Genomic DNA, 21,711 nt, shown 5'->3' on the forward strand with positions numbered 1-21,711 from the left:
ACGTGTAAGAAGTGTGGAAAAACGACCTGGGCCGGGTGCGGCCAGCACGTCGACCAGGTGATGCGAGGCGTTCCGGGTGCACAGCGGTGCCGCGGACACGAGAAAGATGCCCCGACCCCCGGCTTCTTCGCGCGGCTCTTCTCCCGCAGCTGAGTCCGGAGTCAGTAGTCGCTGGCGGACAGGTCGGTCGCGGCGTCGTGCTTGAGCTTCAAAAGGGCGAGGTCGATGTGCAGAAACACCTCGGTGCGGGCCTCCCGCCGGGCCTCGTAATCGGGGTCATGCCAGTCGATGTTCAGCCTGATCAGGCGTGACGACACCGCGTCACTGACCTCGTCGCTGGCGGCCCGCTGGGCCCGCCGCACGAGACGCGCGACCTTGTCGTCGTCGGCGGCCACGGCCTCGAGGGCCTCGGCGAGCTTCTCGTGCACGCGTCGGCGCAGTTTGAGCTGAATGATGTCGCGGCGCTGGTCTTCCGTGAGATCGGAGGTCCACCGTGACCTGGTCAGCTCTGTGCGCAGGTCCTTGACCCGGCGGGCGTACTGCTCGTTCTGCCGGGTGAGCAGGTGCAGCTCGTGCCGGGCGGTCGCCGCGTAGCGTTCCGGATCGTAGTCGGCGTGATCACCGAGAGCGCCCACGATGATGTCGTTCTTCACCGCCATCCGGACGGCGGAAAGCGCGATCTTGAGCCCCTCGTCGACGATCACCTTAATTGCGGCCACGCCACAAAATCTTACTGTGCGGGCCTGCCGAAATCAGGGCTCCCCCTGTCGCGGTAGGGCCCTGCGCGGAGCTTAACGCGAGCGCACTGGCGACGAGAGCGGCGTGATGTAGGAGAACCCGGTGCTGTTGTTCTTGGTCATCGAGAGCACCAGCTCCATGTGCGGCTCAAGCGCGGTGACCTTGTCGAGCGGGGAACCGATGATGAGCTGGAAGCCCAGCCCTTTCCACGCCGACACGGCACGGCCGGCGAACTCGGAGTCCGATTTCACGAAGCCCTCATCGAGGAAGACCGGCGCGAAACGCGGGCGGGTGCGACTCTCGTCGCCGAGCTGGAACCGCAGGGCGGCTCCCACGACGAACGCCACCAGTTCCTGGGACTCGCCACCGCTCTTGCCGCCGAGCGACGAGTAGGTGCTGACTTCCGCGCCCTCCGGGGTGGTGCGCACGGCGGTGATCTCCACGTGCCGACGCACGTCGAGCAGCAGATCGCGCTGGGATTCCTGGCGCGGACCGTCGGCGGACTTGCGGATCAGGTTCATGAACGCCTGCAACCGGGTGAACCGGCTTTCGGTCTGCTCGTCGGTGAAGGCATCCGTGGATCCGGAGGACAGCACCTTGAGTTCCGTGCGAAAGGCGGTGGCGTCGTCGCGGTGGAGGCGACGCAACGCGATCTTGAGGCGGTCGCGCCCGGCTCCGAACGGCAGTGTGGTGAGGATCTCGTTGATGGGACGGAGACGATCTTCGATTTCCTCGATGGAGGAGGTGAATGCCCCGACCAGGGGAACCAGGTCCTGGCCGCTCCAGAGCGCGAGGCGGCGCTTCCACTCCTGGCGCCGATCGTGCAAGCCGAGTGTGTAGACGGCGTCAAGGATGTCCCGGTAGCTCGGGTAGGAATCGAGCGAGACGCCGATGTTCGGGTCGGGCCAGCGGCTCTGAAAGGTCTCGAAGATGCCGATCAGGGTGCTGCGGGCGCCCGCGGCGCTGTCCCGGTCCTGGCTGGACTGCTCGGTGAGGCGCTCGCGCAGCCGCCTGATGGCCCCGTCGAACGCGTCGAGGTCGTGCTGGTCGGCGACAGCCGCGAACTGGGCGTCGAGGTGGGTGGCGTGCTCCTCCGACAGGGACAGCGCGGCCTCCGGGTCACCGTCGATGCGGTCGAGGCGGCTGCTCACCGCATCCTGCCGGTCCACGAAGCGGCCCTGCTCGGCGACGAGGGCCTGCAGGGCAACCTCCGTGGCGTGCTTCAGCTTCTGGGCTGTTTCCAGTTCGGCGGCCAGACGCTCTTCCTCGTCTTTCAGGGCGCGCAGCACGTCACTGTCGGCGAGCACGCGCTCGCGCTCGGCCCGCTTGTCAGTGATGCGGACATCCGCGGCTTGCACGTCGATGGCCGGCCAGGCCGCGTCAACGACGAACTGGTGTGCGGCCCTGCGGGCCCGGAGGTCGGCGAGACTCGCCCCATGCGCAAAGGCTTCACGCGCCAGGCTGTCGGCCTCCAGCCGCAGGCGGGCCAGCTCCTCGTCGATGTCGTGCAGGCGGGTGCGGCTGGAGAAGCCGATGATCGACTTCTGGTCGCTGTTCCAGCCATGGGCGCCGCGGGAACCGTTGCGGGTCTGCCCACTCGGGGTGACCCTCGGGCCGTCCCCGACGAGGTCGGCGGCCGTGGCGACGCACTCCGCGTCGAGGTTCGCGGCCTGTACCCGGTCCCGTACCCAGCCACTGAAGGGCGAGTCCTTGAAGACGAGCTTTCCCGACACGAAGCGCGGGTCACCGTCGATCTGCTCGTGCGAGCGCAGCGGCACCCCGTCGAAGTGGATGCGCACGGGGATGCGGAGCGGGTCGATGGCCAGGCTGAGCGCGCGCAGACGAGTCTCGTCGACGAGCAGGACGCGCACGACGGAGGCCAAGGTGACCTCGGCCGCCTGGCGCCAGGCGTCCTCGCCGGGGGCCAGATCGATCAGTTCGGCAAGGAAGGGCAGCTCCTCGGCGGGGATGCCCGACGCCTCGGCGATCAGCAGGCGTGCGCTGTGCAGGTGCTGGGGAACCAGACTCGCCCGCCCGGACAGGAACTGGTGCTCCTGCCCCAGGGTGCGGAGGTTCTCCTCGACCGGATAGGCCGTGCGTTGCAGCGCGCTTCTCTTGTTCTCGAGGTCGGTCTCGGCAGTGGGAAAGCCGGACAGGAACGCGTCGGCCGCGGCGCGGGCCCGATCGAAGTCGTCGCCGGAGTCGATGGAGAGGCCGAGAGGCCGGATGCGCTCGTCGAACTTGGAGCGCTCGGCGGCCACGTCGTCGCGTTTGTCGGTGAGCTGGCCAAGCTCGTTCTGCAGGCTGACGAGCACGTCGCCGCCGTTGTCGCGCTGCTGGCGCTGCAGGTCGGCGACGCGCGCTTTCAACGCGGTCTCGGCATCGCGGGCCGTCGTGGAGCGAAGCTGGGTGTCGCGCCGCTGCACCCGGTTGACGTCGGCGGCTTCCTCGAGCAGGCTCTGCTCCGTGCGGAGCTGCCACAGCACGAACGGCGTGTCGCCGGAGCGGTGCACGCCGAAGGTGTCGATCAGGTCGGCCTTATCGGTCGCCGTCTCGTAGACGCGGTGCAGGACGGGCAGGCGTTCCAGCACCTTGGCCTTCTGCGCCTCGGCGACCATGGCGCCGTAGGACCGTTCGAGGTCTTCGAAGTGGGCGACGGCCTTGTCGGCGGCCGCGTAGGTGGACGGTTCCTCAAGCACCATCGACTTGTAGAGCCCGTCGACCGTCTTGACCTGCTGGCCGGCCTGGATGCGTGCGAGCAGCCGGAGCGCCTTGCCGCCCTCGCCGTTGGCGCCGATGCCCAGGCGGGTGTACAGGGTCTGGGCGAACGCCGCATAGGTGTCGAAGACATCCAGTCCGGGGAACCGGGATTTGAGGGCGCGCTTGTCGAACCGGGACTCGGTCACCTCGGCCAGGTCGCGCAGGTCGAGGTATCCGTCGATCGTGGCCATCTTCATGGTGATGTCGGCGAACCGGGTGCCGCCACGGGGCACGAAGTAGGCCCGCAACACGGTGAAACGGCGCTGGTTGTCGTCGATGAAGGTCATCGACACGGCACCCCAGGTGGACTCGTGGGCACCGCGGAGCACCTGGTCCTGCAGCTCCCCCGTGCCGGCCTCCCGGTTGGCGTCGGTCTTGCCCTTGAGGTAGGTCATCAGGCTGCGCTGGTCGGCGCTGCGCGCCCGCCCGGAACCGGCGTCGTTGGAGGCGCCGTTGAAGGGGGTGTCCGACGGCATCATCAGGGCGAGGTAGGCGTCGAGCAGGCTGCTCTTGCCGGTTCCGGACGCGCCGGACACCAGGGTGGCGCTGGGCGCGAAAGCAACCTCGTGGTGGCCCTGAAAGCCGCCCCAGTTCACCATCTGGAACGACTCGGCGCGCCACTGCGTGGTGCCTTCGGTGAGGCCGTCGACATAGAAGAGCGGGGAATCGTTCATGACAGGGCCTCCGGCAGGGCTTCGGACAGGAGAGGCAGATCGTCAAGATCGGTGGCTTCCGGGCCGGGATCAGCGTTCTGGGTGACCAGCCACTCCAGCAGTTCGCTCAGCCGTTCCACCGGCAGCAGCACCTCGATCACGGCGGAGATGCGGAATCGGTCGGGGTCGCTGGTCTTCAGCAGCACCCGCGCCTTCGCGAGGCTGTCGACGGCGGCCGTGGCCTTTCGGGCGTCGCCCCAGCGGTCGGTGGCGTGTTCGGGCCGGAAATGGCCGACGTTCTCCACCAGGTTGTCGCGGTCCACGATAACGATGTCGTGGCCGTTGGCACGCTCGCTGCGGAACCGCTGCCGCAGCAGCACGAGCAGAATGGTCTCCTCCCGCGTGTAGGACACGTCGTGCAGCAGGGTCGGGAACCGGTCTCCGCCCTCGGCTACCGCCTGCCGTTTGAATGCCACCTCGTAGTGCAGGTCGACATGCAGATCGAGGAACATGTCGTTCAGGCGCGATTTGAGCAGGCTCTGGGAGCGCAGCAGCGTCTGCCATTCGGCCGGCTGCAGCGCGGCGGAGATGTAGCGGTGCTTCAGCAGCAGCACCAGGGTGCGACGCTGCTCTACGGTGAGTCCGCCCTCGTCGCCCTCGAAGAGGGAAAAGCTGGGCGAATCGATGTCGGGGTGCTCGGCGGTGGGCTCGTCAGTCATTGTCGGATCCGTAGTTCAGGGCGGACAGCGCCGCAGTTTCGTCGTCGCTGAGCATGATTCGGGGCACCTCGAAGCTGCGGGTGGAGCCGTCGGGTCGCACGGTTTCGAAGCGTTCGAGCGTCTGGGACCGGCTGACCGCATCGATCTGGGTGGCGATCTGAAGCATCCCCAGGATCTCGACCGGGCGGCGCAGGGTGACGTCGAGATCGTTGAAGGCGTCACCGACGGATGCGGCGTCGCCTTGGTTGAAGGCCGTCACGATCGCGTCGCGCAGCTCCCCCAGCAGCGGGCCGCCCTGCGTGCGCATCTCGTCGAGACTCGGTGGCGGCGGGGCGTCGTCGGAGACATCCTGCAGCTCGGGCGGCGCGCGGTGGGCGCCCGGGTCGTAGAAGCGTTCGCGGAGGTGCGGGGCGTCGAGGGTTCCCGGCATGAGTTCGGCGGTGACCGTGGAGCGGGGCCCGGCGGTCTGCATCCAGGTCGCGAGTTCCTTGTTGATCTCGCGCAGCAGGCGTTCGAGTTCGCGGTCCTTGACCACGTCGTGGTTGACGATGTGCTCGCGCAGGGTGGTCGTCAGCCCGTTGCGTTGGGTGAGCACGTCGTCGATGCCCTTGCGGATCAGGCGCACGGTGCCCATGAAGCTGCGGCGGTCGGTGGCGCTGAGTTCGAGGGCGAACGGATGCAGCAGGATCGTCTCCAGGTCGTCCCCCAGCTCCCGCAGCAGGTCGTCGTTGCGCAGCAGGGTGAAGGCCCCCTCGAAGGCGCGACCTTCCGGGGTCGAGGTCATCAGGGCATCCGTTTTCGCGAGGTACTCGTCGAGTACCTCGCTGATCGGGCGTTCCTCACCGCGGAAATCGTTGACGATCTGCCGGTGCATGGCGGCGACGGATTCCTCGACGCGTTTGAAATCGCTGGGCAGCTGGCCGATCAGGTCGACCAGGTCGGCATAGCCCTCACGCATCTGCTCGTTCGAGACGGGCGCGATCTCGCCGCCGGCTGCGAGGCGGTCGCGCTCGGCGGCGTTCTCGGCGATCGCCCGGTCGAGGCGACGGATGCGCTCCTCCCGATCAGGGTTGGCCTGCGTGGCGCGGTGACGCACCGTGTCGACGATCGTGGTGAGACGGGATTCGCTGATCAAAGCCCGATCGCGGGACAGACTCTCGACCAGGAGCAGCGCCTCGAGTGCGTGCGAGGTGAGCGAGTAGTGTTCTTCGTCGCCCTCCCCCGTTTCGCGGAAGAGCCACTGGTCGTTCATCCACTGCACGCAGAGAGCCCGACCGGTCTTGCCCGGCACATCGCTGCCGACCGAGCGCAGGTCGGCAAGGTAGGCGTCGACCTGAATGTGCAGCAGATCGGCCCGCACGCTGCGCCGGTCGCGGCTGAAGGAGGACTTGAACACGAAGAGCACGAACGGCGCCCACTTCCGGTCCAGCAGGCGCAGGGTGGGTTTGTCGAAGGCTTCGCGCACCCGCGCCAGTTCACTCGCAAGCTCGCTCATATAGAAGTTCCTTCCCGGGCCTCCTCAAGGGTAACGGTCCTCGCGTGCGGGCCGACACGCGGGCAGGCGCTCGTGGCGCGTGTGAGACTGTCAGGACAAGCTGAAGGAGCGACACGTGACCGACCCGCGCGCGAACATGGAGGGCAACAACCTGCTCAATCTCGGTGCGCCCCACCTGGACTGGTCGAAGACGCCCGGCCGGGTGCCGGGTTTCTGGGTGTCGGTCGTCAGCGTCGTCCTCGCGGTGCTGCTGCCGTTTCCCGCGCTGTTCGTTGCCCTGATCGGGCTTTCCCTTTCACTGCGGGCTTTCAGTGTGATCCCGGCCGGCGCCCGAGGGCGAGGGCTGGTGCTCGCGTCGCTGGCCCTGTCGGGAGTCGCGATTCTGGCTGTCGTCGTGCGGCTGGTTCTGGTCTTCGTCTAGCCGTCGTGTTCCAGCCGTCGTGTTCCAGCCGTCGTGTTCCAGCCGTCGTGTTCCTCTCCGCGTCCTGAACGAATTCGACGGAGATTCTGGCCGAAATGTCCCAAAACCCGGCCGAAAAGCACTTGTGCTCCAAAATCTCCGTCGAATTGGTTCACCACGTCACGGCTTCAGCCGACCCATCCCGGGGAGGAAGCGGCCGGCGCGGGCGCCGTAAGCGGCGTAGTCCGGGTGCTCGGCCACGAGCATCCGCTCTTCCCAGCGTGCCTTGCCCGCCAGCAGCAGAACGAGGGCGAGCCAGGCTAGGAGATGCCAGACCGATGCGCCGAGCAGCACGAGCCCAAGGCCGCAGATCATCACACCGGTGTAGATGGGGCTGCGCACAAGACCGTAGACACCAGTGGTGACCAGTGGCGCGTGTTCCCGCGGAATCGGGCTCGCGGTGAGGGCCGGTCCGAGGCCGAGCATGCCGAGCACGGCGAAGACCGCGCCGGCGACAGCAAGCACGATCGCGCCAACGACAACGGCGAGGTTCACCGGCCACAGTGTGCCGTGGGGCAGGAGGGCCAGCGCCAGGAGCAGCAGGAATTGGGCCGACACCAGGGCAATTGCGAGCGCACGCTTCATGGCTTGAGGCTACGCCCTGACCTGCCTCGGGTTGCACGTGTTCGCGACCCCGGAGGAGATCGCGGATGTCACGAAGATTGCGGCCGTTACGATCCCGGCCAGCTTCTTGTCCTCGTCGTAGCCGGCCAGTGCCCGACCGCCCTTGTCGGTCTGGGCTCCCGCGAGCACGAGAGGGAACTTCAGCAGACATTGTGACCCTGAACGCCGGCCCTAGAAGGGCGGTGGGTCGTCGACGGCGCCCGGAGGCTCGAAGGGTATTGCCGGATCGGACCTGTAGTGGAGACCGCTGGGCGCAGTCCAGTGGAGCTCGCCGCCCGGCGACTGGGTCACCGTCCAGTTGGTTTGGGTCTTCAACCGGTGGTCGGGCGCACAGAGGCTGGCGAGGTTGTCGTACCGAGTGATGCCGTCTTCTTGCCATTCGTGGCTGTGGTCCATCTCGGCGCGGGCCGCCGGTCGGTTGCAGCCGGCGAATCGACAGGTTTCGTCTCGAATCACAAGGAGCCGCCGGAGGTCCTTCGGCACCCGGTACTGATGTCGGCCGACCGACAGCATCACGCCGGTCTCGGGATGGACCAGGATGCGAGTAAAGCTCGGCGCTCCGGCCGCCAGTTCCCGGGCCGTCTCGGGGTCGATCGGCCCGCACCCCTCAAGGTGACCCGGCTCGTCGCTGCGGCCGAGGAGGGTGAGCACCGGCACCGTCACGTTCACGGTGGCGCGGATGCCCCGGCCGAGCCCCGCGGGGGTGACGCCGTCGACCACCAGTGCCGCAAAGGCATCCGCTCGGAGCTGGGCCAGAGTGCGGTGCTCGTCGGGGCCCTGCAGACTGGCCGCCATGTCGTTGACTCGGTGGAAAATCGCCTGGGCAACCGGCAGCTGCTGGTAGCTGTGCAGCCACCCCATGCCGTCTGCGGCCGGCTCGAACACGAGGGTGCGGTCGGCCTGGCTCTTGGTGCGGCGCACGGTGATCGACTCCGGATGCGACTTCTCCCGCAGGCGGCGAGCCGTGCGGTCGAACTGGGGCACGGTGAGCCGTTTCGCCTGGGGCAGTATCTCGGCCTCGAAGGCGGCGCGGGCCGCCGTCGGAAGAGAATTGGCGTGCTCGATCAGGATCCGCACGTGCGCGTAACTAATCTGGCCGGCCGCGAGGGCATTGCGGCTGGCGGTGAACGTGCCGGTGAGCGCCTCGCTCTGCGCCATCAGATTGGAGGCCGAAGCCTGGGAGATGTGCAACGCACAGGCGAGTTCGGAGATCGCGGTGCGGTAGGCGATCTCAAGGGCGTTCCACCGGGAACCGGCCACGCCGGCCGACACCGAACCGCTGTCGGCCGCGCTGTCGGCTGCACAGTCGGCCGCGCTGTCGGCAGGCGGCGTGAGCCCCTGCTCGACGGCCTCGGCCCGAGCCGTCCGGCGGGCGCGATCACGTTCGGCGGCGAGCTCATTGGACAGGCACCAGGCCCGCACCTCGTCGACCGCCTCGGCCCGCGCCGCCGACGCCGCGGCGAGAAGTCGGTCGGCGGCCGCGGCCGCGGAGACCAGCTCGGCCAGGACGCTCATTCTGCGATCGAGGGAAGCCGCGTCACCGGACGTTTCGGCCGTCACGACGCCGAGCGCGCCACCGTCGTCAAGCTCTTCGATGTCGAAGTCCTCGATGTCAAAGTCCTCGATGTCGCTGAGATCGGCCAGGTTTTCCATACCCCGATTTTAGCACTGATGGAATCTCAGTTCTAGTAATACGCCGAAAATGTACGTTACTTTTCGAAGATGTTGACCATCAGTACCAGCCCGAGGCCACCGACTTGTACCACGCTCCACAGGGGTCGCCGTAGCGCTCCGCGATGTAGTTCAGACCCCAGGAGATCTGGGTGGCCGGGTTGGTCGCCCAGTCGGCGCCGGTCGAGGCCATCTTGCTGCCGGGCAGGGCCTGCGGGATGCCGGTGGCACCGCTCGAGGCGTTGTAGGCGTTGACGTTCCAGCCGGACTCCTTGTTCCAGAGGCTGACCAGGCATCCGAGCTGGTCGGCGCCCCAGCCGTACTTGGACGCCATCATGTCCCGGGCGATCGCCTGGGCTCCGCTGGGGTTCGTGGGGGCGGCGGGGCGGGGCGGTGCCGGGGCGGGAGCGACCGGCTTGGGTGCTGCCGGCTTCGGAGCCGCCGCCTGGGCCGCAGCCTGCGCCTGGGCATCCGCGGCAGCCTGGGCATCCGCGGCAGCCTGAGCAGCTGCGGCAGCCTGACCAGCAGCCGCTGCCGCAGCCGCGGCCTGCTCCGCGGCGATGCGATCGGCCACAGCGGTCGAGGCCTTCACGACCTCGGCTTCGGCGGTGACCTGCTCCACAAGATCGAAAACTCGCTCGGGGGCCAGAAGCGTGTACTCGCTGAGCGAGGCGACGGCGCTCGAGAGGGCCGAGACATCCGTCTTGCCCTGGGCCGCCGCGATCACGCCGGTGGCACCGGCAAGGGTGGCGCGGGCGCTCGCGGAGGCGTGGGCCGGGACGACTCCGTCGAGACTGCCTGCCTGCTCGGGATGAGGGCCGGTGGCGGCTGCCAGAGCTGCGGTGGCAATGATGCGTTTCTTTTGCTCGTCCGCGGCAGCCTGCGACGCAGACTGGGCGGAGAATCCACTGCCCACGATGGCGCCGACGGCGATGACGGCGCCGGCCACGAGTAGGCGGCTTCGTCCACGCCGGCGACGCGTTTCCTGATGGCGGGTGAGTCCGACGTCGCTGCCGATCGCGGCTGCCGCACGGACCGGAATGGCGTCTGATTCAGGGTTTGAACTGGGGAAAAGGTCGGACAAAGGGGAAGACGAGTCTGAGTTTGGCATAACTTTCACTGGGCGAATCGCGCGCGCGGCTGCGCTCACGGTTCTTTTTCGACGTTCCACGGTCGGAGTCCCGGCCGGGCGAACCTTCAAGACTGCCCGGAATTTCTGGACATATCCTCATTTTTAGCTGGCAAAGCACTGGCAAAGCAGGGTGGCGGGATTGCCCAAAAGTCGACCTGGTGGGCCGAAATCCGGATGATCGTGATGCAATGGTCCGTGATGTCACAACGCACCGCCCCACCGCACCGCTTCGTCTATTCGGCCGATGGAGTCAACCTGGCCACCTACGAATTCGGAGATTCGAGCGCCCCCACCGTGCTCGCCGTGCACGGCTTCGCCTCCAGCGCCGTCGCCAATTGGCACGTCACCGGCTGGACGCGCGATCTCATCCGCGCCGGCTTCCACCTGATCGCGATCGACCAGCGCGGGCACGGCCTGAGCGACAAGCCCCGCTCCCCCGCCGACTACACGATGGAGGCGTTGGTCGACGACGTGTTGCAAGTACTCGACGCCTACCTGCTCGACGAGGTCGCCTACGCGGGATACTCCCTCGGCGCCCGCGTGGGCTGGCAGGCCGCCCGCGAACTGGAGGGACGCATCTCGCGGGCCGTGCTCGGCGGCATACCCGACGGCGACCCCCTCAGACGCTTCAAGGTCACGGATGCCCGCGCTCATATCGAGCACGGCACCGAGGTCGCCGACCGCCTTACCGGCGCCTACCTGACCATGGCCCGCGCGCTGCCCGGCAACGACCTCAAAGCCCTCGTGGCCCTCGTCGAGGGAATGCGCGGCGGCCCCCAACCCGGCGCCGACAACGCGCCGACTCAGCCCGTGCTCTTCGCCACCGGGACCAAAGACAGCATCCTCAAGGCCTCCAAGGTACTCGCCGCGGCCACGCCGAGCGGAGGATTTTTCGAGATCCCCGGGCGCAATCACTTCAACGCCCCGACGTCACGCGCGTTCCGGGAGGCGGCGATCGAGTTCTTCCGGAGCGGGAGCAGCAGCAGCGGGAGAGTCGAGGTCCCCCTACTCTGCTAATCTGCGCTCATGGGGGCAAAGACTTTCGATCGCGGCGTCGGCGTCGTCATCGGGCTTGTGGCTGGAGGTGCAGCGACCCTCCTCTGGTTTGTCGTCGCCGCCGGAACGCCGACGGCGGGCGAAATGCCCTCCCAAGGGCTGCTGCTCGGGATGTGGCGGGTGTTTTATGACTTGGCGGCACCGACGCCGCGGATCATCCTCGGCGCCGTTGCTCTGGCTTTCCTCTTCGCCGCAGGAATTGCAATGCTCGAACGAGGAACGTCGAGCAAGGCCCGTCGGTCTTTGAACCAGCGCACCACTCCCCTCTCGGCGGGAATCGTGATGGCAAGAACGCGCGGAGTCTTCGCCGGCGCCGTGACCGTAACCGTTCTGGTGCCCGCGCACAACGAAGAGGCATCGATCTTCGCGACACTGTCATCGCTGCTCGCCCAGTCGCACCGCCCGGAACGCGTCGTGGTCGTGGCGGATAACTGCACCGACGGGACCGTCGACATTGCCCGATCGCTGGGGGTGGAAATCTTCGAATCTCGCCGGAACACATTCAAGAAAGCCGGGGCGCTCAATCAAATCCTGAAGGTGCTCCTACCGGGCCAGGGCGACAACGACCTCATCATGGTCCTGGATGCCGACACACGTCTCGACGACGGCTTCCTGGAAGCCGCCGTTGGTCGCTTCACCAGCGATCGTGCGCTGATGGCGGTCGGTGGGTTGTTCTACGGAGAGGAAGGTTCCGGGCTTCTCGGTCAGTTCCAGCGCAACGAGTACATTCGGTACTCCCGTGACATTCGCCGTCGCCGGGGCCACGTCTTCGTGCTCACGGGCACCGCTTCGCTATTCCGGCCCGTCGCCTTGCGTACGGTGGCTGAAAGTCGCGGCGACACGATTCCCGGTGCCAGCGGGGATGTCTATGACACGGCTGCGCTCACGGAAGACAACGAGCTCACCATTGCCCTGAAGTCGCTGGGCGCGCTCATCATCTCTCCCTCGGAGTGCACGGTGGTCACCGAGGTAATGCCAACCGTTCGCACTCTGTGGGTGCAACGCCTGCGCTGGCAACGGGGCGCGTTGGAGAACATCGGGGCATACGGCGTCTCACCCTCCACCTTCCGGTACTGGGCTCAGCAGTTGGGCCTGGGCTACAGCGTCATCGCGCTCAGCGCGTTCCTGCTGCTCGTGCTTGTGACGCTTCTGGCGATCGATTCGTGGGTCTGGTTTCCTTTCTGGCTGGGCCTCGGTCTCGTATTCATCGCCGAACGTGTCGTGTCGGTCTGGGGGGGCGGTCTACGGGCACGCCTGCTGGCGCTCACGCTTTTCCCCGAGCTGATCTTCGATGTGTTCCTAGACCTCGTCTACGTCAAGGGGATCATCGACATCACCTTGGGCCGGCAGGCACAGTGGGGCCATGTCATCCACTCCGCACCCAACGACGAACCGCGAAGGGTGGCCTGATCCATCATGGTCGATGCTCTCCACGCCCTGGTTCCGGTCGGAATCCTCCTTCCGTCAACGGTGCTTCAATCGGACGAATTCGCCATCCTTGCGGCGTTCGTCGCCATCAATACGGTCATGTTCGCCGCACTCGCGGTCGCGAAGATCCTCCCGAAGGTACACCCCACGGATTGGTTTCGCGGACGCAACCGCCGGGCTACAACCAGGAGTATCCATCCGGACGAACGCCTCTAGCGTCGAACGCCTGAGCCCTCAGGCGGCCGCGGCCGCCTGACTGGTGAACGCAGCACGACGGTCGAGGTGGATCCCGGCGAGCATGCACCGCACTGAGCCGCCGGCGAGTTCGATCGTGGGCACGTCAAGCGGCAGGATCGTGCAGCTCTGCTCGATGATCCGGCGCTGCTCGGCAGTCAGACTGCCGAGGGCGCGGCGGGAGAGCGCCAGCATTCGTCCGTTCCGGCCGTGCAGTTCGATCGCGTTGCCGGCGTAGTTGCGGATCTGATCGCGGTCGAGGGTGAGCACCTGCCGATCCTGCGCCGCCAGGCGCTCCACGACGTGGCTGCGCCGGGCCGGCGACTCGATCAGGTCGAGACCGACCAGGGCGAAGTCCGTGGCGATGCACATCATGACGTTGGTGTGGTAGATCGGCGTGCCGTTCTCGTCAGACGCGTCGAAGACGATGGGCTCGTAGCCGAAGTTGGTGCAGAATCGTTCGAGCGCGATCGGGTCGGCCCGCCGCGACCGGGCCACATAGGCGATGCGCGCCGCATGGTCGAGAACCATGGCGCCGGTTCCCTCGAGGAAGACGTCGTCGAGTTCGAGACCGGAGTAGTCGACGACATCCTGCACGCGGTAGCACTGCTTGAGCATCTCGACGATGTCACCCCGGCGCTCGGTGCGCCGGTTCGGCGCGTGCATCGGATAGAGCGCCACGTGACCCCCGGCGTGGGTCGAGATCCAGTTGTTGGGGAACACGCTGTCGGGGCGGCCCGGCCCGTCGTCATCGAACAGGTGCACCGCGATGCCCTGCGCCTCCAGGGTGCCTGCTACCTGGGTCACCTCGGCGTAGGCGGCCTCGGCCACCAGGGCGGCGTCGTGCCCGGCGTCCCGTGACTGGAAAGCGTTGTCATGGGCCGTCTCGGGGTTCGGCGAGAAGAAATGTGGCCGGATGAGCACCACGGCCGACGGGGCCTGCACGGACACCGGGGTCAGACGAGAACGGGCGCGCCCGCGGTGACCAGACCGAAGAGGTCTTTCGGGTCATCGGGGTCGGCGACGAGGTCGATGTCGGTGTAGAACGAGGTCTGGTCGACGGCATCCTGCAGGAAGCGGAGCGCCGAGAAGTCCTCGATGGCGAAGCCCACGGAGTCGAAGACCGTGATCTGCTCTGCCGAGGTGCGGCCGGCGGCCTCGCCGAGGAGCACCTGCCAGATCTCGGTGACCGGGAATTCGGGGTGCATCTGCTGGATTTCGCCCTCGATACGGGTCTGCGCGGTGAATTCCACGAAGACGTCGGCCCGGTGCAGGATGCCCGCGTCGAGCTCCGTCTTGCCCGGGCAGTCGCCGCCGATGGCGTTGATGTGCACGCCGGGGCCGACCATGGCGTCGGTGAGTACGGTGGCATTCGCCTTGTCCGCGGTGCAGGTCGTGATGATGTCGGCGCCGGTCACGGCATCCGTCGCCCCGGTGGCGACCATGATCTCGAAACCGAGCGGAGCCAGGTTGCGCACGAATTTGGCGATGGCATCGGGATCGGTGTCCCAGACGCGGAGCCGGTTGATGCCGAGGAGCCCGCGGAAGGCGAGCGCCTGGAACTCCGACTGGGTGCCCGTGCCGATCATGGCCATGGTGTGGGCGTCGGGGCGGGCCAGCGCGCGAGCGACCATGGCCGAGGTCGCGGCGGTGCGGAAGGCCGTGAGCACGGTCATCTCGGACCAGAAGGTGGGGTAGCCGCTCTGCACGTCGGCGAGGACGCCGAACGCGGTGACGGTCTGCAGGCCCCGCGACGGGTTCGACGGATGACCGTTGACGTACTTGAAGCCGTAGGTGACGCCGTCGCTCGTGGGCATGAGTTCGATCACGCCGAGCGGTGAGTGGCTGGCCACGCGCGGCGCCTTGTCGAAGGTAGGCCAGCGGCGGAAGTCCCGTTCGAGGTACTCGACCATGTCGGTGAGGATGCGTTCCACACCCGTCGCGGCGGCCCAGCGGTTGATGTTTCCTACGTCTACAAAGCGCACCACGTGCATCTCCCCTCGTTCAGGTTTACAACCATATGCATGGGCGATGTGCAGCCGCCATTCGATTATTGCCGCATTCTGTCCAGATGACTATGCATTGTGCGCTCTGCATACATACACTATGTGCAATGTATCCCCTCGATGACCTCGACCGCCGCCTGCTCTCCGCCCTCCGCGTGAATGGCCGCGAGCCCGTGGCCAGCCTCGCCCGCGACCTCGGTGTCACCCGGTCCACGGTCAACAGCAGGCTCAAGAGGCTGACCGATTCGGGAACCGTCGTGGGTTTCGGCGTGCGGATCAGGGAGGACCGCGACCCGAACTCGATTCGGGCCATCACCCTGATCGAAGTGGAGGGGCGCGCGATCACGAAGGTGATCCACGCCCTTCGCGGCTTTCCGGAGGTGAAGGCCCTGCACTCGACCAACGGCGGTTGGGACCTCGTCGCCGAGCTGCGCACCGACACCCTGGCCGACTTCGACCGGCTGCTCGGGCAGGTGCGCTCGATCGAGGGCGTGCTCAACAGCGAGACCAGCCTGTTGCTCAGCTCGGTGTCGAGCGAGGAACTGCCGGGCGCCCGCGGGTTGTCGCAGAACTGAGGCTGCCCGCACCTCCGCGCCTCACCCGCGCTACATTCATGCCGGCTTCTTGACGACGCGGCACTTCGAGACCTCCCTGATGGTGCGTGGGCGCACGTTCGTCGACCGGATGCGGGAGGTGGAGGCGGGCCACCGGAAGGTGAGCCGGGGGCTGACGCTGTCGGACTGGAACAATGAGCCCCGCAGCAAGACCGTGCTCGACGGCCTCGCGCGGCTGACCTCGGCGCTGCAGTAGCCTGCCTCCGGGGTGCGGCTAGTCGCGCGTGATCTTCCAGATGCCGTCGGCGAGGTTCTTGTCGGGGTGCTGCACCGTAGCGAACAGCTCCTTCGGGTTCTTGCCGAAGTAGATCCCGGTGGTCTCGGCGCCTTCATCCGTCAGCGAAGCGAAGAGCTCGACGCTGTCGGACGCTCCGTCGTGGTCTCGGTCCTTTTCGGCCCGGAAGATGTCGCTGAAGCTGTTGTCTTCCGTGATCCAGAGGGCGCCGTCGGGGCCCTCGGCAAGGTTGTCCGGGTTGTTGAACCCGCTGACCCCGGCGGCCTTGTCCTCGACCGGCACGTTCACGCCGGCCTCGACGAAGCTGCTGACGGTGAGCTTCGACAGGTCGATCGCGACCACACGCTCCTCGGAAGTGTTGGCCACGTAAAGGGTCTGGCCGATGATCTCGACGTCTTCCGGGCGACCGAATTCGGTGGCGCTCACCGCGTTGGCCGCGGCATCCGCGTCGACGCGCACCTGCGCCTGGTCGAGGGCCACCCATTCGAAGGCGCCGACCTTCTCGGTGAAGGTGGTCTGGTTCCACTTTTGCGCGGCATCCGTCAGCCCGGTGATCTTGAGGGCGTGCAGCTGGCCCTGGGAGAGGTCGCCGCGAACGGTCGGCACGAACTTGAAGATTGAGCCGCCGTTGAGTTCGTCGATGACGATGACGGAGCCGTCGGCCGTGACGTCGATGCCCTCGTGACGTTGCGCTCCGAGCTCGGTGCGCTCCTCGATACGCTCGACCGTGGTCGGGTCGTTCTTCGCGAAGAACAGTTCGAAGACCTTGCCGCCGGTGGTCTCTTCCGTGACGAGGAGGCTGCCCCAGGGGGTCCAGCGGATGCCGTCGAGACGGTTCCAGTCCGCGCGCTGCGCGATGACGCTGACCGCACCGGTCTTCAGGTCGGTCACAGAGACGGCGCCGTTCGAGCCGACCTCGTAGGTGTTGTAGAGGAAGCGGCCGGCCTGGGCACCGGTCTCGTTCTGGGTGTTCATGTCATGCAGGTCGTCGACGCCGGGGTAGACGTCGAGCACGGTTTCGTCGTGCACGAGGGTCTGGGTGAAGCCCTCCGGTAGCAGGTACGGCTGGGTCCAGTCGGTGCTGCCCATGCCGTAGGCGGAACCGGCGAGAGGCACGAAATCGAACGGGCCGGTCGCGGCGAGCGCGGCAGGGGCGATGCCGACGACTGCGGTGGCAGTGGCGGTGGCGGTGAGGGCAAAGACAGCGATCTTTTTGCGCAAGGCGCGACTCCTTCATAGGGGGTAGGTACAACGCCACCCAATCTATGAGCCTCATGCTGACGCCCGGAGGTCTCCCGGTCTCCAGCCGGTGTCGGCCCGGTGAACACTCGGTGCCCCCGTCTCAGCGCGTGACAGGAACCAGACTTCACCCGCCGCTGGGTATTCTGGAGCACATGAAGCTGACAGCACTGGCCACCCTGACCCTGGTGGGGGCACTGGCCTTGAGCGGATGCACCACCGGCGCGCCCGAGACCGACACCACCCCCGCCACCGCCACCGCCACCGCCGCTCCGGCCGACGGGGGCTGTGCCGGCGTGAGCGTCGTCGTCGACTTCGGCGCGCTCGACGCCCCCGAGATCACGGACTGCGTCGACACCGCCACCGCCGAGACGATCACGGCCAGCACGGTCCTGGCGACCGCCGGTGTGGAAACCGAGGGCACCGTGGAGTGGGGCGACCAGGTGGTCTGCCGGGTGGGCGGCCGCCCGGCCGCCGACGAAACCATCAAGGTGGCCGGCGAAACCCCGTTCACCGAAACCTGCGCGACCATGCCCGCCGCTGCCGCTTACTGGGCGCTCTGGGTCAAGCCCACCGCCGACGCGGAGTGGGAGTACGCCCAGGAGGGCCTCGGCAGCCTCGAGCTGGAACCGGGCCAGTCCGTCGGCCTCATCTTCACGACCGGCACCGAGACGCCCACCCCCGGAAGCTAATGCTGCGCTTCCGGTTTCCCCCCCTGCGCTCGGCGGCGCTGCTCGCCGGAGCGTTCGTGGGCATCCGGGTGCTCTACCGGGTGGCCTTCAGCGGGGCATCCGACGGCGGCCTGTTGCTGCTCGACCTCCCGCGCCTGCCGCTCGATGGGCCGTTCAACCACATCGCGTTGTTCGGGCCCGTCACGACCGGAGGCCTCGGCAATGCCGCCCTGAGCGCGCTGCCCTTCGCTCTGGTGATCCTCGGGTTCGGTGTACTCAACGCGCTCGTCGATGTGCGCCGCTTCTTCGCCCGCGGCGCTAACCGGGGCCCGCTGCGCGCCCTGTCGCGGTCGCTCGTGATCGCCTGGGCGACGTTCCCGGCACTGATCGACGCGGTGCGCCGGGTGCGCACGGCCAGTGCGTTGCGCGGCGAACGGTCGGCACCGGCCCTGCTGGTGCCGGTCTTCGAGCAGACCGTGGAACGGGCGCTCGGCCTGGCTGCGTCCATGGAGTCCCGCGGGTTCGCCGCCACGCGGGCGGCAGCCGGCGAGTGTGAGAAGCCGGTCGTGATGACGGATGCCGCACTCGGCTTCGAGGGTGAGCGCTGGCACCTCGAGGGACTCACCCTCGACCTCGCTCCCGGCACGTTGACCGTGATCGCCGGTTCGACCGGATCGGGAAAGACCAGCCTGCTGCACAGCATGAGCGGTCTCTTCCAGCACTTCGCCGAAGGCACCCAGCACGGCTCGATCGAGGTGGGCGGCGCCGACCGCGCCGCCACTCCCCCGCGCGAAACGGCCGGCTTCGTCGGACTTGTCACCCAGAACGTGCGGCTCTCCTTCGTGGCCGAAACCGTGGCGGACGAGATCGGCTTCGCCCTCGCGGTGCGCGGCATCGCACCGGTCCTCGTGGAGCAGCGGGTGCGCGAGGTGGCCGAGCGGCTGGGGATCGAGCATCTGCTCGGCCGCGGTACCTCGGAGCTCTCGGCGGGCGAGGCCAGTCTCGTCGCCATCGGCGCCGCCCTGGTCAACCAGCCGATCCTGCTGCTCGCGGACGAACCTCTGGCCGATCTCGACACCCCGGCCCGGGAGCGCGTGGTGCAGGTGCTCGACCGCCTGGCCCACGAGGCCCAGGTCTGCGTCGTGGTCGCCGAGCACAACACCCGGGAGTGGTCGAAGTCGGCGGATACCTGGCTCGAGCTCCGCGGTGCGCGCGTGCATGCGCTCGGCCCGGGCGAGCGGCCGAGTGCGCTGGTCGCGGCGGAGCAGGCGGCACAGCAGGGTCAGAGCACCCTGACCACCCCCGCCACCGGGCCTGCGGGGCCGCTCGCGAGTATCCGTCACCTCACGGTTCTGCACGGGAGCGAGCGGGCGGTCGACGATGTGTCGCTGGACCTCTACGCGGGCGACCTGGTGGCGCTCGAGGGTCGGAACGGCGCGGGCAAGAGCAGCCTGCTGCGCGCGATCGCCCTTTCGGCGACGCGAGGCAGCGTGCTCGTGGCCGGACGGGACGTGGCGCAGCTGCGCCCCCGATACCGCCGCACGGCCGTGGCCCTGGTGCCGGAGAATTTCGACGATCTGCTCTTCGCCGTCACGGTGGCTAAGGAGTGCCGCCGGGCCGACCGCCGGCTGAAGCCCCCGGCCGGGAAGGGAACCGGGATCGGAACCGCGCTCCGGTTCGCGAACCTGCTCGGGCTTGGCACCGTGGCGGAGGCGGCGCACCTGATGCGGCGGCATCCGCGGGACCTCTCGGCCGGCGAACGCCTCTGCCTCGTTATGGCCATCCAGCTGGCCGCCGAGCCGCGGGTGCTGCTGGTGGACGAACCGACGCGCGGCCTCGATCCACAGGCCCGGGCGCTTGTCGCCGCCGCGCTAGTGCGCGCCTCGAGTGACACGTCGGCGGTCCTGTTCGCCACCCACGACCGCGACTTCGCCCGGTCCCTGGCGACGAAGACGGTCATCATGGCCGCCGGCCTGCTCACCGAACCGGAACCGGTGCGGTCATGAGGCGCACCGGCTCGACGGGCTGGACCGCCTGGGTGCTCGGCGGCGGCAGTATCCTCGCCGCCGCCGGCTTCGCCTGGCCGTTCTTCGCCTCGGCGCTGCCGGAGAACGCCCAGTCGGCCGCGCCGGTCGTGGCCTTCGCGCTCGTGCCGGCCCTAATCGTGGCCCTCGCTCTCACCCTCGACGGGGAGATGTACACGGCCAAGACCGTGGCCCTGCTGGGGGTGCTCTCCGCGGTCGGCGCCGCCGTGCGCATCGCGGGCACCGGCGTCGGCGGCGTCGAGGCCGTGTTCATCCTGCTGATCCTGGCCGGTCGCGCCTACGGGGCCCGCTTCGGGTTCCTGCTCGGCCTGCTCACCATCGCGGTGTCCTCGGCCCTGTGGGGTGGGTTCGGCCCGTGGACCCCGTTCCAGATGTTCGCCTGCGGCTGGGTGGGAGCCGGGGCGGCGCTGCTGCCGCGCATCCGTTCCGCACATATCGGCGCAGCCCGCCTCGAGATCGCGATGCTCGTGGCCTACGGCATCGTGGCGTCCTACCTCTTCGGACTGGTGATGAACCTCTGGTTCTGGCCGTTCGCAGTCGGCTCGGGCACCGACATCTCCTATGCGGCCGATGCCACGCTCGGCGAGAACCTCGCCTCCTTCGCCCTGTACACGCTCGTGACGTCGACCCTCACCTGGGACACCGTGCGCGCCATCACCACCACGGTCGGGATCGTGCTGGTAGGCCCGGCCGCACTGGCCGCTCTCCGCCGAGCGAAGCTGGGCCGGCCAGGCAGGGCCGCCCGACCACCCCAGGCCGAACCGGCTACACCGGCTACACCGGCTACACCGAGAAGTACTTCGCTTCCGGGTGGTGGAACACGAACGCATCCGTCGACTGCTCCGGGTGCAGCTGCAGCTCCTCCGACAGCACCACACCCATCCGCTCGGGCCTGAGCAGTTCGACGACCGTGCGGCGGTCCTCCATCTCGGGACAGGCCGGGTAGCCCAGCGAGAACCGGGCGCCGCGGTACTCGAGCTTGAACATGCCGGCCAGTTCGACCGGGTCTTCGGCACCCGGGCCGAGCTCCTCCCGCACCCGGGAGTGCCAGTATTCGGCCAGCGCCTCGGTGAGCTGCATGGTCAGCCCGTTGAGCTCCATGTAGTCGCGGTATCTGTTCTCGGCGAAAAGCTTCGCCGTGACCGTGCCGACGTTCGCTCCGGCCGTGACCAGTTGGAGGGCGACGACATCCGTCTGGCCGGATCGCGTGGGCGAACGAAGTCCGCGAGGCACAGGTGCCGGTCGCGCCGCTGCCGGGGGAAAACGAATCGCAGGCGTTCGGAACCCACGGTGCCGCCGGAGCCGCCGTCGGGGGCGAGCAGGCCGGCGACCCCCAGCACGCCCGACGGGTCGTCGCCGTGGTGCAGCACGACGAGGTCGTTGCCCTCGCTGGAGGCCGGGAAGTAGCCGTAGGCGACGGAGGCGTCGAGCATGCCCTCGGCGAGGATGCGGTCGAGCCACTAGCGCAGCCGGGGTCGGCCCTCGGTGTTCACCAGATGCTGGTAGCTCTTGCCGTCGTCACCGCGGCTGGGCTTCAGACCCCACTGCCCCATGAACGTGGCCCGCTCGTCGAGGAACGCGGAGTACTCGGCCAGCGCGATCCCCTTGACGATGCGGGTGCCCCAGAACGGCGGAACGGGCACGAGGTTGTCGGCGACCACATCGGAGCGGGCCGGCATGGCGTCCGGCTCCATCAACGCCAAGCCCTCGAAGGCATCCCGCGCGTAGCGCACCGTGCCGTCGGACAATTCGGCAAGGTCCTCCTCGACGTAGGCCCGTCTTCCAGCATGGTGCCCATGGCGCCGTCGGCGATGACGACTCGGACGGCCAACGCATCCAGCAGAGTCTGGGCCCGCATCGGTCGCACGGCGTCGGTGTGCAGGGCGTCGTGTGCACGGGGTTCGCTCATCGGCCCAGCTTAACCGGGCCGC

The 21,711-nt window shown here is 68.0% G+C and carries 20 protein-coding genes and 1 pseudogene; 9 read left to right on the forward strand and 12 right to left on the reverse strand.

What is annotated here, in order from left to right:
• Positions 1-161: 161 nt before the first annotated feature.
• The 4 genes from E3T40_RS01955 to E3T40_RS01970 form a co-directional block, all read right to left on the reverse strand.
• Positions 162-719, reverse strand: a complete 558-nt coding sequence (locus E3T40_RS01955) for a hypothetical protein (protein ID WP_134542538.1) — start codon at positions 717-719, stop codon at positions 162-164.
• Between the two features lie 72 nt (positions 720-791).
• Positions 792-4,172, reverse strand: coding sequence for an ATP-binding protein (locus tag E3T40_RS01960; protein ID WP_134542539.1), 3,381 nt, complete (start codon positions 4,170-4,172; stop codon positions 792-794).
• Positions 4,169-4,870: a DUF4194 domain-containing protein gene (locus tag E3T40_RS01965; protein ID WP_104170137.1), complete on the reverse strand. Its 702-nt coding sequence runs from the start codon at positions 4,868-4,870 to the stop codon at positions 4,169-4,171. Before E3T40_RS01965 ends, E3T40_RS01960 begins: the two co-directional genes overlap by 4 nt.
• The gene (locus E3T40_RS01970) at positions 4,863-6,365 is read right to left on the reverse strand and encodes a DUF3375 domain-containing protein (protein WP_134542540.1); all 1,503 of its coding nucleotides are present in this window, start codon (positions 6,363-6,365) and stop codon (positions 4,863-4,865) included. Before E3T40_RS01970 ends, E3T40_RS01965 begins: the two co-directional genes overlap by 8 nt.
• Before the next feature lie 115 nt (positions 6,366-6,480).
• Between E3T40_RS01970 and E3T40_RS01975 the strand changes: the two genes are divergently transcribed.
• Positions 6,481-6,786, forward strand: coding sequence for a hypothetical protein (locus E3T40_RS01975; RefSeq protein ID WP_104101449.1), 306 nt, complete (start codon positions 6,481-6,483; stop codon positions 6,784-6,786).
• 159 nt (positions 6,787-6,945) lie between these two features.
• Here E3T40_RS01975 and E3T40_RS01980 read toward each other — a convergent pair whose 3' ends face one another.
• The 4 genes from E3T40_RS01980 to E3T40_RS17390 form a co-directional block, all read right to left on the reverse strand.
• Positions 6,946-7,410 (reverse strand): isoprenylcysteine carboxylmethyltransferase family protein, encoded by a 465-nt coding sequence (locus tag E3T40_RS01980; RefSeq protein WP_134542541.1) that lies wholly within the window; start codon positions 7,408-7,410, stop codon positions 6,946-6,948.
• Between the two features lie 9 nt (positions 7,411-7,419).
• Entirely contained in the window at positions 7,420-7,578 is a 159-nt protein-coding gene (locus tag E3T40_RS16180) for a hypothetical protein (protein ID WP_166786544.1), read from the reverse strand.
• A gap of 42 nt (positions 7,579-7,620) precedes the next feature.
• Positions 7,621-9,102, reverse strand: a complete 1,482-nt coding sequence (locus E3T40_RS01985; protein WP_134542542.1) for an HNH endonuclease signature motif containing protein — start codon at positions 9,100-9,102, stop codon at positions 7,621-7,623.
• Positions 9,103-9,181: 79 nt separating this feature from the next.
• Positions 9,182-10,069, reverse strand: coding sequence for a transglycosylase SLT domain-containing protein (locus E3T40_RS17390; RefSeq protein ID WP_304999543.1), 888 nt, complete (start codon positions 10,067-10,069; stop codon positions 9,182-9,184).
• Positions 10,070-10,450: 381 nt separating this feature from the next.
• Between E3T40_RS17390 and E3T40_RS01995 the strand changes: the two genes are divergently transcribed.
• From E3T40_RS01995 to E3T40_RS02005, 3 genes are read left to right on the forward strand one after another with little or no spacing between them, the layout of a single operon-like run.
• A complete protein-coding gene (locus E3T40_RS01995; RefSeq protein WP_241981639.1) occupies positions 10,451-11,269 on the forward strand; it encodes an alpha/beta fold hydrolase in 819 nt (272 codons plus the stop codon).
• A 9-nt stretch (positions 11,270-11,278) separates the two neighbouring features.
• On the forward strand, positions 11,279-12,718 hold the full coding sequence (locus E3T40_RS02000; RefSeq protein WP_104194654.1) for a glycosyltransferase family 2 protein: 1,440 nt from the start codon (positions 11,279-11,281) through the stop codon (positions 12,716-12,718).
• A 6-nt stretch (positions 12,719-12,724) separates the two neighbouring features.
• A complete protein-coding gene (locus tag E3T40_RS02005) occupies positions 12,725-12,952 on the forward strand; it encodes a hypothetical protein (protein WP_104194655.1) in 228 nt (75 codons plus the stop codon).
• 18 nt (positions 12,953-12,970) lie between these two features.
• On the opposite strand, the gene ctlX is transcribed toward E3T40_RS02005, so the two are convergent.
• Together ctlX and E3T40_RS02015 are read right to left on the reverse strand one after the other, a co-directional pair.
• On the reverse strand, positions 12,971-13,921 hold the full coding sequence (ctlX, locus tag E3T40_RS02010; RefSeq protein WP_198411907.1) for a citrulline utilization hydrolase CtlX: 951 nt from the start codon (positions 13,919-13,921) through the stop codon (positions 12,971-12,973).
• A 5-nt stretch (positions 13,922-13,926) separates the two neighbouring features.
• Positions 13,927-14,964, reverse strand: a complete 1,038-nt coding sequence (locus E3T40_RS02015) for an ornithine cyclodeaminase (RefSeq protein ID WP_174843629.1) — start codon at positions 14,962-14,964, stop codon at positions 13,927-13,929.
• A gap of 119 nt (positions 14,965-15,083) precedes the next feature.
• Here E3T40_RS02015 and E3T40_RS02020 point away from each other — a divergent pair, with 119 nt between their 5' ends.
• Both E3T40_RS02020 and E3T40_RS02025 read left to right on the forward strand, forming a co-directional pair.
• The gene (locus E3T40_RS02020; RefSeq protein WP_104171144.1) at positions 15,084-15,551 is read left to right on the forward strand and encodes an Lrp/AsnC family transcriptional regulator; all 468 of its coding nucleotides are present in this window, start codon (positions 15,084-15,086) and stop codon (positions 15,549-15,551) included.
• A gap of 49 nt (positions 15,552-15,600) precedes the next feature.
• Positions 15,601-15,786: a hypothetical protein gene (locus E3T40_RS02025; protein WP_134542545.1), complete on the forward strand. Its 186-nt coding sequence runs from the start codon at positions 15,601-15,603 to the stop codon at positions 15,784-15,786.
• A gap of 18 nt (positions 15,787-15,804) precedes the next feature.
• Here E3T40_RS02025 and E3T40_RS02030 read toward each other — a convergent pair whose 3' ends face one another.
• On the reverse strand, positions 15,805-17,046 hold the full coding sequence (locus E3T40_RS02030) for an alkaline phosphatase PhoX (RefSeq protein ID WP_241981640.1): 1,242 nt from the start codon (positions 17,044-17,046) through the stop codon (positions 15,805-15,807).
• A 173-nt stretch (positions 17,047-17,219) separates the two neighbouring features.
• On the opposite strand from E3T40_RS02030, the gene E3T40_RS02035 reads away from it, so the two are divergent.
• From E3T40_RS02035 to E3T40_RS16845, 3 genes are read left to right on the forward strand one after another with little or no spacing between them, the layout of a single operon-like run.
• The gene (locus E3T40_RS02035; protein ID WP_104171145.1) at positions 17,220-17,756 is read left to right on the forward strand and encodes a hypothetical protein; all 537 of its coding nucleotides are present in this window, start codon (positions 17,220-17,222) and stop codon (positions 17,754-17,756) included.
• The gene (locus E3T40_RS02040; RefSeq protein WP_241981641.1) at positions 17,756-19,741 is read left to right on the forward strand and encodes an ATP-binding cassette domain-containing protein; all 1,986 of its coding nucleotides are present in this window, start codon (positions 17,756-17,758) and stop codon (positions 19,739-19,741) included. Before E3T40_RS02035 ends, E3T40_RS02040 begins: the two co-directional genes overlap by 1 nt.
• Complete coding sequence (locus E3T40_RS16845; protein ID WP_241981642.1) at positions 19,738-20,676, forward strand: ECF transporter S component; 939 nt, start codon at positions 19,738-19,740, stop codon at positions 20,674-20,676. The genes E3T40_RS02040 and E3T40_RS16845 overlap by 4 nt, the downstream gene beginning before the upstream one ends.
• Here the strand turns inward: E3T40_RS16845 and E3T40_RS02045 are convergent.
• Positions 20,564-21,576: pseudogene (locus E3T40_RS02045) on the reverse strand (vitamin B12 dependent-methionine synthase activation domain-containing protein); the annotation flags it as partial. The gene E3T40_RS16845 and the pseudogene E3T40_RS02045 overlap by 113 nt on opposite strands.
• Positions 21,577-21,711: the final 135 nt, after the last annotated feature.

It is taken from the genome of Cryobacterium sp. TMT1-19 (genome assembly GCF_004403055.1).
In the GTDB taxonomy this organism is placed as follows: domain Bacteria; phylum Actinomycetota; class Actinomycetes; order Actinomycetales; family Microbacteriaceae; genus Cryobacterium; species Cryobacterium sandaracinum.

Excerpts from the sequence above, each read along its gene's own strand:
- E3T40_RS01960 (WP_134542539.1), bottom strand. The coding sequence starts at position 4,172 with ATGAACGATTCCCCGCTCTTCTATGTCGACGGCCTCACCGAAGGCACC.
- E3T40_RS01965 (WP_104170137.1), bottom strand. The coding sequence starts at position 4,870 with ATGACTGACGAGCCCACCGCCGAGCACCCCGACATCGATTCGCCCAGC.
- E3T40_RS01970 (WP_134542540.1), bottom strand. The coding sequence starts at position 6,365 with ATGAGCGAGCTTGCGAGTGAACTGGCGCGGGTGCGCGAAGCCTTCGAC.
- E3T40_RS01980 (WP_134542541.1), bottom strand. The coding sequence starts at position 7,410 with ATGAAGCGTGCGCTCGCAATTGCCCTGGTGTCGGCCCAATTCCTGCTG.
- E3T40_RS01985 (WP_134542542.1), bottom strand. The coding sequence starts at position 9,102 with ATGGAAAACCTGGCCGATCTCAGCGACATCGAGGACTTTGACATCGAG.
- E3T40_RS01995 (WP_241981639.1), top strand. The coding sequence starts at position 10,451 with ATGTCACAACGCACCGCCCCACCGCACCGCTTCGTCTATTCGGCCGAT.
- E3T40_RS02000 (WP_104194654.1), top strand. The coding sequence starts at position 11,279 with ATGGGGGCAAAGACTTTCGATCGCGGCGTCGGCGTCGTCATCGGGCTT.
- E3T40_RS02005 (WP_104194655.1), top strand. The coding sequence starts at position 12,725 with ATGGTCGATGCTCTCCACGCCCTGGTTCCGGTCGGAATCCTCCTTCCG.
- E3T40_RS02015 (WP_174843629.1), bottom strand. The coding sequence starts at position 14,964 with ATGCACGTGGTGCGCTTTGTAGACGTAGGAAACATCAACCGCTGGGCC.
- E3T40_RS02020 (WP_104171144.1), top strand. The coding sequence starts at position 15,084 with ATGTATCCCCTCGATGACCTCGACCGCCGCCTGCTCTCCGCCCTCCGC.
- E3T40_RS02035 (WP_104171145.1), top strand. The coding sequence starts at position 17,220 with ATGAAGCTGACAGCACTGGCCACCCTGACCCTGGTGGGGGCACTGGCC.
- E3T40_RS02040 (WP_241981641.1), top strand. The coding sequence starts at position 17,756 with ATGCTGCGCTTCCGGTTTCCCCCCCTGCGCTCGGCGGCGCTGCTCGCC.
- E3T40_RS16845 (WP_241981642.1), top strand. The coding sequence starts at position 19,738 with ATGAGGCGCACCGGCTCGACGGGCTGGACCGCCTGGGTGCTCGGCGGC.